Annotated in this window: 11 protein-coding genes; 4 read left to right on the top strand and 7 right to left on the bottom strand. The window is 41.5% G+C overall.

Annotated elements, in window-relative coordinates; genetic code table 11:
• Positions 1–26 precede the first annotated feature (26 nt).
• The 3 genes from JW872_02960 to JW872_02950 are packed head-to-tail and all read right to left on the bottom strand — an operon-like array spanning position 27 to position 3,060.
• Complete coding sequence (locus JW872_02960; GenBank protein MBN1549597.1) at positions 27–821, bottom strand: class I SAM-dependent methyltransferase; 795 nt, start codon at positions 819–821, stop codon at positions 27–29.
• The gene (locus tag JW872_02955; GenBank protein MBN1549596.1) at positions 776–2,041 is read right to left on the bottom strand and encodes an NAD-dependent epimerase/dehydratase family protein; all 1,266 of its coding nucleotides are present in this window, start codon (positions 2,039–2,041) and stop codon (positions 776–778) included. Before JW872_02955 ends, JW872_02960 begins: the two co-directional genes overlap by 46 nt.
• On the bottom strand, positions 2,026–3,060 hold the full coding sequence (locus JW872_02950; GenBank protein ID MBN1549595.1) for an ATP-grasp domain-containing protein: 1,035 nt from the start codon (positions 3,058–3,060) through the stop codon (positions 2,026–2,028). Before JW872_02950 ends, JW872_02955 begins: the two co-directional genes overlap by 16 nt.
• A 319-nt stretch (positions 3,061–3,379) precedes the next feature.
• On the opposite strand from JW872_02950, the gene JW872_02945 reads away from it, so the two are divergent.
• The 3 genes from JW872_02945 (at position 3,380) to JW872_02935 (ending at position 7,815) form a co-directional block, all read left to right on the top strand.
• Positions 3,380–4,213 (top strand): hypothetical protein, encoded by an 834-nt coding sequence (locus tag JW872_02945; protein ID MBN1549594.1) that lies wholly within the window; start codon positions 3,380–3,382, stop codon positions 4,211–4,213.
• Positions 4,214–4,630: 417 nt separating this feature from the next.
• On the top strand, positions 4,631–4,816 hold the full coding sequence (locus JW872_02940) for a hypothetical protein (protein ID MBN1549593.1): 186 nt from the start codon (positions 4,631–4,633) through the stop codon (positions 4,814–4,816).
• A gap of 260 nt (positions 4,817–5,076) precedes the next feature.
• Positions 5,077–7,815, top strand: a complete 2,739-nt coding sequence (locus JW872_02935) for a sigma 54-interacting transcriptional regulator (GenBank protein ID MBN1549592.1) — start codon at positions 5,077–5,079, stop codon at positions 7,813–7,815.
• Positions 7,816–7,880: 65 nt separating this feature from the next.
• On the opposite strand, the gene JW872_02930 is transcribed toward JW872_02935, so the two are convergent.
• A complete protein-coding gene (locus JW872_02930; GenBank protein MBN1549591.1) occupies positions 7,881–8,792 on the bottom strand; it encodes a hypothetical protein in 912 nt (303 codons plus the stop codon).
• Positions 8,793–8,959: 167 nt separating this feature from the next.
• On the opposite strand from JW872_02930, the gene rplU reads away from it, so the two are divergent.
• A complete protein-coding gene (gene rplU, locus JW872_02925) occupies positions 8,960–9,289 on the top strand; it encodes a 50S ribosomal protein L21 (protein ID MBN1549590.1) in 330 nt (109 codons plus the stop codon).
• Positions 9,290–9,337: 48 nt separating this feature from the next.
• On the opposite strand, the gene JW872_02920 is transcribed toward rplU, so the two are convergent.
• The 3 genes from JW872_02920 to JW872_02910 are packed head-to-tail and all read right to left on the bottom strand — an operon-like array spanning position 9,338 to position 13,103.
• Complete coding sequence (locus tag JW872_02920) at positions 9,338–11,164, bottom strand: KUP/HAK/KT family potassium transporter (protein ID MBN1549589.1); 1,827 nt, start codon at positions 11,162–11,164, stop codon at positions 9,338–9,340.
• A gap of 23 nt (positions 11,165–11,187) precedes the next feature.
• On the bottom strand, positions 11,188–11,757 hold the full coding sequence (locus JW872_02915) for a DedA family protein (GenBank protein MBN1549588.1): 570 nt from the start codon (positions 11,755–11,757) through the stop codon (positions 11,188–11,190).
• 11 nt (positions 11,758–11,768) lie between these two features.
• Complete coding sequence (locus tag JW872_02910; GenBank protein ID MBN1549587.1) at positions 11,769–13,103, bottom strand: glycine--tRNA ligase; 1,335 nt, start codon at positions 13,101–13,103, stop codon at positions 11,769–11,771.
• Positions 13,104–13,128 lie beyond the last annotated feature (25 nt).

Here is a 13,128-nt window from a genome sequence, read left to right as displayed (position 1 = left end):
TAATCCTCGTTTTTAAGCCTCCGAGCTTATTTTGTTACGCATGCGTATATGAGATTGCATTGATCTGGCTGCGTTTTGCCATACTCATAACATGCCCGGCAGAATTCAAATTTCCAATCTTTTTGTTCACCTCCAACTCGGCCCCATCCAAACTCGTTATTCCATCGGCCGTTTTCTAAAAACCAGTCCATTTGCGATTGTGAAAGCATTTTGTAAAAGATTCCACCGGTGGATTGTACGGTAAGGCCAGCCGCTGTGATGTCTTTTACCAGGAGAGCCTTGTCGTAGGACCTTCTGTGGCCAGCAATGTTGATATCAAATGGCGACAGCTCGTATTCGCTTGTGATTGTCCCCATTATTTTTGCTATCCTTCTATTGCAGGCCAAAGCATTGGGAACCTGAATAATCATCTTTCCATTTGGTTTAAGAAATTTGGTTACGTGTTGTAACAATGTAACTGGATCTATAACATGTTCTAGAATAAGAAGGAGGGTTGTAACATCGAATTGTTCGTTGTATTCAAATTCTTCTATTAAACTTGCGTGGAATTCGGCATGAGGAAGCTTTTCTTGTGCAAGTTTTAAATGTTTTTGAGATCCGTCAACACCAACAATTTTGTCAAAGTGTGGGCTTAGTAATCTTGTAATGGTTCCATCACCACATGCAAGATCGAGAAGCGTTCCCCCAGAAGAATTTTCTATTACGGATTGAGCGCAAAAGCAGCTGAGAATACCGCTATAGGTTTTATAGTGAGTTCTATTCCACTCGTAATTCGCTACAAGCTTGCGCTCTGTTGTGTAGTTGGAGGCCTTTTTCTCCACGTCGTTTCCTTTTGAAATTGTTTATTTATCAATGTGAGCCCATCTTGCAGCCTTACGTTGGGTTTCCAGTCTAGAATTCCCATTGTATTTGATGGGTCTATTTTTCCGGTAAAGGTTTTTCCCATCATGGAACATCTTTGTATGGCAGACTTGGAACAACCGATCTCTTTGATCATGTGCGCAATTTCATGAACAGAATACCTTTCATGAGTTGATACATTAAGTGAATTCGGGAGATTAGTGTGCTGCGATGCTTGAAATAGTGCATTGATGGCATCATCGACGTGAAGAAGCTGCATTGCAGGCGAGCCATTTTCGTACAAATGTGTTCTTATGGTTTTATTTTGGGCTGCATATTCAAAAAAAGTGCTCATAAATCCTGGCATTTTTGTGGTGCTGTAAATTGGTGAGAGCCTGGCGATCGTTATATTGGCGTTATAAAGTTTTCTATAATATGAAATCAAGTGTTCACAAAGCGCTTTGGACATACCATATATTGTTTTCGGGGCGAGTGCCGTCTTTTCGCAGATATTTTTCTCGGAGCTATTTTCGTAGACAACCCAACTACTAGTAAATATCATTTTAAGACCATTGGTGTGAACAACCTCAAGAAGGTTCTGAAGCATACAGAGGGCATTACCCGTAGATTGTGCATTGTGTGGAAATGGGTGTGCTAGGTGTATAATCTTTTCAATTTCTTTTTCATGAACAAACTGATTTAGTCGCATGCGATCAGAACACAAGTCTATTGTATCAACATCAATACCATGAACTTCTACTGCACCAAGCATTTCCTTTTGCAGCTTTGCGTGTAGTCGTTTTCCCAAAAATCCATGGGCTCCGGTGATGAGAATGTTTTTGTGATTATATGGTTTGTGCTGTAGGCAGTCTCTAACTGTTTGAAGCATATTGAAATCGATATTGGATTCGTCTATTTCCTTAAAAACGACTTCCAATGCTTGGTTAAAGTTCCATTGTTTATATTGTGCAAGTATACCAGTAGCGATAGCGTTGCTACGCGAGATGCCATAATGACAAAACACAATGACAGACCGCCCTTCTTTTAGGGCCATTGTTCCTGCCTCTACTTTTGACCGGACCAGTTCCACACCGTTATTGGGACCGTCAAGAAGTTCCCGAGCATCAACAAGGAAATAATCTCCCTGAGGAATGGATTGGTAATTTGTTGTTCCAAGGAACGGTGTTATCCATTTGACCATTCTTTGATCCTATTTTTTGGTACGAATTGTTCATGCAGAGTTCTGAAGTAGTAGCCATATTTTTTTGGACTTGGTTCATAGGGGAGATTGAGCATTGATTTGATGAAAATATCAATGTCATTTACTCCTGCCATTGCTCGCAAATAGCTACTTGCTGAAAATCGGCAGTTGATTTCAAAAGGATGAAAGACGGAGTTTTTAATTCGACCCTGGATATTGAGAGGACCCTTGCTTTGTAACGTTTGGGAAATTTTTTCAGCCTGTTTGTGTATTTCTGGGAAATTATCGATGAGTCCCTGGCTGTATCCCGAAGAGATGATACTTTTTTCGGATTTCTCTTTATAGGACATTTTACAACCAAATACTTTCTTGAGTCCGACGGTATCGATAATCTCTCCCTCTGGTGATGATAGAACTCCGACGGTAAATTCGCCATCTTGGTGAGAGATATATTCCTGGATGATAATTTCTGAAATTCCTATTTTTTTTAGGTGTTTGTAGTGTGATATTGCTTCTTCTTCTGTCTCGGCAAAGGAAACAAAAACACTACCACCTGAATCAGTGGAAGGTTTTATAATGCAGGGATAATCAAATGATGCGAGTTGCGCCGTGCCAACAAGCCTTTCGGTCCGGGGAATTGCTATATGGTGTTTCTGGAGAAATTCAAATGTCTTAAGTTTGTTTTGACAGACGCTAATGGTGGCTGGATCATTTATGGCTAGTCTAATGTTGTATTCATCAAAAATGTGCTTGTTTGCCATTAGGAGCGACAGGGGCTCTTCTCCTCCCGGTATAATCACTGCAATATTATAAGACTGAACAATAGAAAGAATATCGGAAATATAGGATCCTGAAGAAACGGTAAATGTTTTTTCGAATTCATTCTGATAAAGACCGTACGCATATGGTGATATGTCTGCTCCATAGATGGTGTAGTCCCGTGCGAGTTTTAGACATTTCAAAATTTCTGTACCTAAGGAAGCCCCTGATATTCCAGCGATTAAAACTTTCAGTTCCACTATTATTCCCTAGTATTTGTCTATAGCTTCTTGTTTCTGCGATCACCGGTGTTAAATGCGAACACAATCTATAATATTTTTGGCTGAATCGCAATGCAAAACGCGGGATAGTCTAGCGTGTCTCCGCATGTATTCTGGCGTATCAAGGCTACTAGAACAAATTACACTACGTGATTTCTCGGCTTTATACTGATTTTTAAAACTCCAGTGGTAATGTTTTCTGAACGGTATGAAATGGGGGTTAGGAATTTTTTAAAATCTCTCCATACTTAACTCCGTGGTGTAAATGATTTGGAGGGTGTTTCATGAAAGGTATCTTATGAAGATTCAGAACTACTTTAAAGCATATGTAATATTGGTGTTACTTTTGTGGAAAATTCCTTTAGAGGCGGGATGGCTGAGTAAACTGCTTGTCTCTCTCCTTTTGCTATCACCAGCTGGTTCAATTTCACAGAAAGGGGAAGAGGATAATCATTATTTTCCGCTTGGGGGAGACTATGCGATGCTGTATCCGGAGAAAGAGAATTCAGCGTTGCCTTATGGGAGAAGTCAATTCTTAGTTGGGCTTGATTTGCAAGATGAGGAGCAAGGGCGTGCCGCTGCAGCCTGGTATGAGCGAGCATGTGTGTCTGATACGGATACTGCTTCTGAGCTAGATCCTTGCAATGCATTCCACGCGGAATTAGGTCAGATTTCTCGTGGACAAGAACGGTTTGCTGATGGTGTTCCGGAAGCAAATGCGCAGGCATATGGCCGGTGGCTCAATCGGGCCGGTAGAACCATAAATCTGATACGAACAATTGGGGAAGAAAGAACGGCTCTTATCATGATGCAGGTATTAACCGGATACCGTAGCCCTACATGGGACTATAGCGGGATTGGTCATGATGATATTCCGATTTTAGAGCAATTTGGCATGTTTCATGTTGATGAAGAGACGAAGACAGCTTTTCCTGTTGGAAAAAGAATTGCTCGGCTAGACGAAGCTCTTCGGCGTGCAATAGACGGTTTGCCATTAGATGAAAGTCGGGAGGCTCTGTATGCAAAACTCATAATGCGGCATCGAGATGACGATGGGCTGATGCCATATGAGATTGCCTATTGGAGAAAGAGGGTTGCAGCACAAGGATCGGATAGAGAGGATGAGGTCTAAGTTTGTATAGTTTTGTGATGAAATGCAGGATAATGCAATTGGGGCTTTTGGCAAATGGTTTATTGTGAAAGTCCGTATGTATTTTTTTAGTGTCAGCTTATATGTTTATACCGTTGCCATTATAAGCTGGATTCCTTAGGTAGACGTTGGGAAGGTTCATATCTTTTTGTTGTTGCTCTCAGGGGCGTGGCTTCCTAACAATCTATCATAGTAGGAACTGCTTCATGAACACGATCAGCCGGAGCGGGGCGTCGTATTCGTGAGCGTTACAGAAGCGAGTGCGGCGAAATACCTCATGGGTGGTATTCAAAATGCGACGAAGCAGGTGCTCCTGATTCCTATTATGAGAAGGAATTAGATGTTTGCGGGCTTATCACGAACTTTTTTAATAAGATGTAGGGAAGATTGTCTGGGTGTGTGACCAGCCGCCGAGAATGTTTTTTGCAGAAGCTGTTTCTAGCAGAACAAGCGGCTGAGCAGGGTTCAGAAAACGTAACATTGTTTTACAGATGGCATGAATTGGTAAAGTCAAAAGCCGCAGGCGCAGAGATCAAGAATAGCTATAATCACAAACCGAAGATGAGGCCTTGTTATTTTTTATAAAGAAAACCACCTCTCAAACCTATTAAAGGGTTTTGCAGAGGTGGTTTTATCTTGCTATGATTACCGAATGTAACAGTCGGTAATCGTAACTGCGACTGTTACCCGCCGCCTGGAGGCATGACCTCAAAGAAGGTCAGTGCGTAAAAACACAAACTAGCTGCGAATTGTAGGAACTTCATGACACACCTCATCGCTATAGGGTTCAACAATACTTCCATAGGTAGTTTACCACAACTTCAGCCGAAACAAGAGTGGTGATTATGAATATTGTTTTTTCTTATTTAGAAGCATTTATTTTTAGTCAAAACATGGCGCTGGCACTTGCGGTTACATCCGCGGCCTTGAAACTTTTTCTACTTGCAGTGATTGTTTTTTTCAGAGAGCCAAATACCCATATTAGAACGGCTATTCGCTATGCTATGCTATACCTAGCAAGTTCCATGTTTATCGATATTTCATGGATATTGCCTTTATATCGAAATCTTGCGTCCTCTCCATTTCCCGATAGCTTGAATTTGTTCTCAGATATTATTGTTAAATGTGCATGGATCCTTAATTCCTTGCTTAACGTATTTTTGATGTTTTTTGTTGGAAATTTACTGGGAAAGAGGTTTGAGGTTCGAAGGCTTCACAGAGGAATTGTTGTTGTTACTTCACTAATTTGTTTGCCTTTTGTATATGACTTATTTCTTAATTTTTATCACTTTGGGCCGAGCCAACATTGGGTGTATTACTGGCGAGTTATATCCATTTGGTATTTCCTTTTCACAACGTTCTTAATAGTGTTTCCCTTTCTTGCACAGCTTAAAAAACTCAAGATCCCATATTTGTTGCAACAGCAGCTTGGTATTTTGTTGAAATACATTATTTTGCCGGCAGGAATTTTTGAATTTGCGTGTGCGTATCCTACGATGTTTTTTCCGCTTATCATGTTGCAGCAAACATTGGGCTTTACTATGCCAGCCCTCCATAATCTTCTTTCATTATCTGTCGTTATCGCTCTTTATGTAGTTATTAGCCGTATGCGAGGTCTACGCTTTTTAAATATGCGTGAGCATGTAGAAGCTCCTGTACAAGTAATCTTTGTTGATCAGTTTAAAGTTTTTTTGCATCAGCTAGGAAAGATAACCTCATTACATGATTTATCGGCTCTTGTTCGGACGTTTGTGAATGAGGCCTTTGATATCGACACGCAATATGTTCATTTTATTGAGCGACCTTATGGTGCGCTGAATGAAGCGGAGGGTCGTCTCAAGCCATCATCGCAGATGAAGTATACTGTTGAACATTTTTTGCGTGCAGTGCAATCAAAAGAGGCTATATCTAATTATCTCTCTTCGAAAAAGATCTTGATTACTGATGAGCTAGCCTTTGATCAAATCTATGCCGATGAAGATCTGTACCAAGTATTTTTAAAGTTTCTTGATTCGTTGAATGCAGCTGTGTTTCTACCTATTTATTACAATGATACGCTTATGGCCTATATCGTGATTGAGCGTGGCGCACGACCTCGCCAGGCATTTTACAATAATGTTGAACGTGATGAGATGTTGATCCTTGCAAGTTACTTAGGCAATATTTTACATCTATTACAAACAAGAAGTATAGAAGCAGTCGAAGTACAAGAGCGCAAACTTCAAGAAGTTCTTTATGCTCAAGAGCGTGGGTTCGAGTTTTGTCATGAAAGCCTCAGGGCAAAGCTTCATGAGACGAAGCGAAGAAAAGAAGGGCTAGTATTTTATAGTGAAGGTAAATTCATTTTAGGAAATACAGATGCACAGCAGTTAGTTTCGATTAACTTGAATACCCAGGATGCTCATCCTCTTGCGGTGGCCTGCAAAAAGGTGGTCCAATTTGTTGAGCTTTACAAGACTATGTCATTTGCAGAAGCGGAGAATGGAGAGGGAAAATCAATTAAAATCACTGGATTTCCTGACAGTAGTCGCAAAGAAGTAGTTTTGACCTTACGTGAGCAGGGAATTGGACAGAAAGTTCTCATTCAATCAGAGCAGTTTCAGGATCGTCATGATTGGCTTTCTCTTCTGCATCTTCATGGTACTAAGACAGGGCAACGACTTAATGAGATTATTCCGTTGTTTTCGTTACCCCTCCTGAAATTCAAGGTTAGTTTTATGCGGAAAATGATTGAGCATAGGGCATTGTTTCTTTTGGGAGCGCAAGATGATTGTAAGGTCCTTGCTGATCTTGTGCATACAGCTTCTTCTGCTGGTTGTGCGTATTATCTAAATCCAGGAGATCGCGATGAGGCTTCGATTGCCGAAGAGCTTTTTGGTCTCGATCCTGTGGTGACGGTAGGCAAGCCGAGAATGGCACTTCTAGAGCGAGCGGGATCTGATGGCACGATCATTATTCATGATGTCCATAAATTGAGTATGACTTTGCAAAATCAGCTTGCTGAGTACCTCAAATATGGTTGGTATCGTTTATATAAAAGTGAGCAGAAGCGAATTGGCCTTGCACAGATTGTTGTGGCTTCCGATAAAGATATCGAAAAACTTGTGTTGAGTGGCTACTTCTCGAAGACACTCTATGAGGAACTGAAGGGTGCTCAAGTTTATATCCCTGATCCTCTTTCGTTAGAGCACGCGGTGCTTAGTAGTATTATGGATGCATATATTCAGCAAGAAGCCCATGCGTTGCCATATAAGCGATCGGTAGTTCTCAATGAAGCTGAAAAAATTAGGTTCATAGCTGAAAAACCAATAGGGTTTGTGCAGTTGCGAAAGACGGTTCAAGAATATATACATGCTAAATCAAGAAAAAGGACGGGTTTGTTTGAGGTAGCTTTCGACAATGCAAGTATGCCTGATAAAGAACAATTACAAGCAGCTGCGCGTCTTGGAAAGCAAGCCCTCAAGAATCAACACGTGATGCAGTTGTTGTGGGATACGTTCAAAAATCAAAATAAAATTGCTGAATTTATAGGTGTTAATCGTTCGTCGGTGAGCCGTCGCTGTAAGGTTTATCAGCTTCATTGAGTATAAAAATAGACGCAGAGTCACATATGGACTCTACGTCTATCTAAAGAGCATATAACGTGTTTTTAATTGCACGTTCTATGATTTGTTCCCCAAGTGGTTTTCCATGCTGTCCATGTATTTTCTGGTTGGTTCCACGGCTTGTCGGGATATTTCTTGATGAGGATCGAATATTGGGTATGGTAGCACCCAGTTCTTTCATCAAATGATGCAGAGCCTCCGGTGTACATGGTCCCCTTGCAGTCACCCCATTGATTGAAATTCATTTTATCGATCCATTTGTTAATACGTTTTTGTTCATCCTTAGGTGGTTGTGCTTCGCCGGGACAGTAATTTCTGGCTTGGCGTTTTACCCGTTTTCCTCCTGGACAGTATCCAGCTTGCACGTTCGTGGTTATTTGCGCAAAAAAATGTTCATTTTCCTGTGCTGATAATCGCCACATCTCAGAAAGTACTTCGTTAAGAATGTCTGCTATTGAGGCGCTTTCATCATTGATAGGGTTTTTAAGTTTATCCCCATAAAAAATAGTATCATATGAGGTTTCGACTTCCCGTGTTTCACCAAGTATCTCATCGAGTCGGATTTGATGGTATCTATTGGCCATCATCTCGATACGAGATTCTTGTTGTTCAAGGACGGTATTTTTCTTGCAGATTGACTGGATAGCCTTCTCGATCTTACTTTGTGTGGTGACATCTATGTTACGGGCTTCAGTCGGAGACATGTCGTTCTGGAGTGCTTTAATTTCTGGAATAACATCCTGTGAGATGCCCTTGAAGAGTGCGGCAAGGTTGTTTGATAGTGATAGTGATCCTTGTGTCCCGAGTTTTTCTCTTTCCTTGGTAACTTCATCCATGATGTCCTTAACTGCATCATTAACATGTTGTTGAGGTTCTATCATGAGTGGCACATTTACTACATTTTTTGCCATAGCTACGGACATAGATGCCAGCAGGACAAAGATAACTCGTTTCATAGATCTTCTCCTAAATGGGGGTTAGATTCCATGAGGAGTCTATGCAGGGGGTTTTGGGAAAGTCAAGGATTACTCATTGGGGTATTCTTGAGCAAACGCTTGGTTCTGGTATACTCCTTATTATTCAGTAGTTCTAATCGAAAAGTCTCCCATAAAGGATTGCTCGCATGGATGCACAAGCAGTAGCTCAGACATATGCCATTATTCAAACTGGTGGGAAGCAGTACCAAGCGATTCCAGGCAAAACCATTGCTGTTGAGTTGCTCGAAGGTGAAGCGGGAACCCCAGTTGAATTTACGGAAGTTCTCCTTCGTAAGACTGGTGAAGGCCAAGTAGAAATTGGCCAACCATACGTCGGAACCCCTGTAAAGGCCTCTATTGTCAAACATATCAAGGGCCCTAAGGTCATCGCATATAAGTTCAAACGCCGTAAAAAGTCACGGGTCAAACAAGGCCATCGTCAGCCTGGTACGGTTGTAAGGATTGAATCCATATAAGAATCTGAACAAGCAAGAGGCGGCTCCGGAAATCCGGAGCCGTTTTTGTTATATCTCAACGCGGCGAACAACCCCGTGGAGTTGATCAGTCGGTAGTTTATAGAATTGGACAAATGATGGGGTGATTGATTTTATGAATGCAAAGATCTTCCAAATCAGATTTTTGGATTCAATTTCTTCCATACCGTAGAAAATTACTTTAGGATCAATCTTAGCATTTTTGATGACTTTTTTTATATTCAAGGCTTCCATGTATCCGACACGGATTTCAAATAAAAAGAGGCCTTCAGCAAGCTTTTCTCCGAACTCAGCGGCGACTCCAAATGGTTTGTTTTGTGTGATAACAGAGAGAATGATGTTTTCTTCATACATGATGTCATTATTGAACATGGTATATGAAATATAGTCAGGGATCATTTTAACCCGGCGCGAGAAAAAGAGGGCAGTTCCATCGATACAATTTGTGGTCTTACGGGCTTGCTCATATTCTTCAATAAACTGTGGCAATGCACGTGGCCGTGCGGCTCTCAATAAGCGACGTTTGCCTCCTGTATAAATCAGGATCAGAGAAAGTGGAATACTTGCAATGAAAATAGGTAAGTATCCCCCATAGGGGACCTTTGATGTGCTTGCTGCCAAGTATGTGATGTCGATACCAACAATGATATTGGCGATAATGGCCATGACATATTCTTTCCTAAGATAAAAGATCATGGTCATCATGACGCTGGTTATAGTCATAGTACATAATGCGGCAAGGCCGTAGGCATTAGCTATATGGTAGGCGCTTTTAAATTGCAGAATCACAATGAGAACCATGATCATAAGCGACCAGTTAATAGCCGGAATGTAGATTTGTTTGCTGAGACGACGTGATGTGTATTCAACGCGTAATCTAGGAAGAATATTTGTCATTATTCCTTGATATACTGTAGCGGAAATACCGCTGATCATGGCTTGTGATGCAATTACGGTTGCGATAACGCTAAGCAGTACGAATGGAATATAGAGCCGTGGCATTTGGGTAAACATCATTTGGTAAAAAATACTGCCTACGCTTCCAGGATAGTTCATGATGAATACGCCTTGTCCCAAATAGTGTAGAAGCAGCATAACGAATGCAAAATACCATCCATTAATAATTGGCCTGCGGCCCAAGTTGCCGATACCGGCATACAAGGCTTCACCGCCAGTTGCGCATAAGATAACGCGTGCAAGTACAAGAAATCCTACGAATCCATTATGGTACATGAACTGTGGGATATGTAGTGGATTGAATGCGCTTAAAAATGAAGGATCATGTGCAAGCCAATACAGACCTGAGCCTCCCAGGATAAGAAACCACAGCACCATAATGGGTCCGAATGCTCCTGAGACTATTTCAGCCCCTTGTTTTTGAAATGAGAACAGTCCGATTGCAATAAGGCAGGCAAGCAAAACGAGAAGGTTTTGCTGTACAGCGAACATGCCGGGAATTAATTTAACGCCTTCTACGGCACTCAAGATGCTGATGGCGGGTGTAATTACGCCATCACCTATCAAGAATGAAATGCCGATGAATGAAAGAATGGTTACAAATGATTTTGCGCTGGCGGTGTTAAGTAGCGGTTTGAGAACCTTGCGTAGAACAATAGTTCCACCTTCGCCTTTTTGACTGAGGCTCATAGCGAGCCATATATATTGCACGGTAACCAAAAGAATCAATGTCCAAATAATTAACGACAGAACGCCCATGATGTTTGCGCGGGTTGGTGCGATCAGGGCGAATACAATGCTCAATGTATAAATGGGACTGGTTCCAATATCACCAAATACAATACCGATTGCTTTGATAATTCTACTCAACGGTTCCATAAGAGATAAAGATCTACTCACAACAGATCCCCTTTTTTACGGTATTACCGAAAGGCCAAGATGCCGAATATAAGTATGACCAAAAATAAGAGTACAAGGATATTAAACCAACGGTCAATATACGCCTTGACCTGCGGCCCCCAGAAATGAAGAACGGTTGCCACAAGGAAAAACCGCGCGCCGCGTCCAATGCATGAAAAGAAAATAAATGGCATTAATGAAAGTTTGCAAAAACCAGCCGTAAGTGTTACTGCCTTGTAGGGAATGGGTGTAAACGATGCTAGTAGGACTGCTGCTGATTCATAGGTTTTGTATTGTGTGCACAGATAGTTGAACGTGTCTTGCGAAATAAATGCGTCAACAATTCGTTGGCCAATTGCTTCCCAAACAGCGAAGCCAATGGTGTACGCAGCAATGCCGCCAAGAACAGATGATATAGTGGCTAGTGCTGCGTAATAAAATACTTTTCGCTTATTTTCAAGACAGTACAAGATCAAGAGTGGATCGACGGGTAGCATGAAGATCGCTTCGATAAAAAACATTGTCGCCAAAAAAGCATCCGCATGTTTTGAGTGAACCTTGCTTCCCATCCAATCATAGATTCGTTTCAACATGTCGTATTGACCTATTGTTGTGTGAATATGTTTTCAAGATTTTTCATATACTCAAGCACTTTGTCCAGAGGGATGCGTTCTTGTTTCATGCTATCGCGATGACGTACGGTGACTGATTGATCTATTTCAGAATCAAAATCATACGTGAAGCATACTGGTGTTCCAATTTCGTCCTGGCGTCTATAGCGTTTGCCGATTGAGCCAGAGTCATCAAACTGCACAGGGATTTCTGCATCTTTAATATTTTTATACAGTGTATACATAGGTTCTGATTGTTTTTTTGTGAGGGGAAAAAATGCTGCCTTGTACGGTGCAAGCGATGGATGCAGACGCAAAACAATGCGCTGTTCTCCGTCGATTGTTTCTTCATTGTACGCGTCAAAGAGTGCAGTGAGAAAGAGTCGATCGACACCAACAGAACATTCGACGACATGTGGTACATATGATTCTTTGGTTGCATCATCATAGATTGAAAGGTCTTTTCCTGAGTGTTTCATGTGTTGTGAGAGATCATAGTTGCCTCGATAGGCGATGCCTTCAAGTTCTTTCCAGCCAAATGGAAAATGATATTCGATGTCAGATGTATTAGTTGAGTAGTGAGATAGTTCTTCTTTTTCGTGACTACGCACACGTAGATTTTGTTTTTTTATACCAATTGTTTGATAAAATGCTTCACGCGCAGAGATCCAAAAGTCGAAGAACTTCTGTGCGTCACTTGGTTTGCAGAACCATTCAAGTTCCATTTGTTCAAATTCACGCATACGGAATAAAAACTGTTTTGGTGTGATTTCGTTACGGAATGCTTTGCCAATTTGTGCAATGCCAAACGGAACTTTTACACGTGATGTCGAAAGAACATTCTTAAAATTAATGAAAATAGCTTGTGCTGTTTCTGGGCGTAGGTATGCGACAGATGCTTGATCTGCAAGTGCACCCAAGTTGGTTTTGAACATCATGTGGAACTGGCGAATATCGGTCCATTTTTTAATGCCGCATGAAGGGCATGCTTTATCAAGATCGATATCATCAGCGCGAAATCTTTTTTTGCAATTGAGGCAGTCTACCATAGGATCGTGAAAACTTTCTGTATGGCCGGATGCTTCCCACACAGCATGTGGCGCAAGAATTGCGCCATCGAGTAACACGATTGCATCACTTATTTTGAATAGTGATGCTGTCCATGCTTGTTTTATATTTTGTTTAAGTAAGGTGCCGAGAGGCCCAAAATCGTAGACACCGTTCAGACCCCCGTAAATGTCAGCCGACTGATATACGAATCCCCTGCGTTTGCACAGAGCAGTGATTTTGTCTAATGTCGCGCTGGAGCGCTTATCAGATGCTGCCATAACGATGCCCTACCTTTCCTAGAGT

The sequence above is a fragment of the Candidatus Babeliales bacterium genome (genome assembly GCA_016929235.1).
In the GTDB taxonomy this organism is placed as follows: Bacteria; Babelota; Babeliae; order Babelales; family JABCYS01; genus JAFGJD01.
The sequence above is the reverse complement of the archived record's forward strand: the minus strand, read 5'-3'. Positions and strand labels throughout refer to the sequence as shown.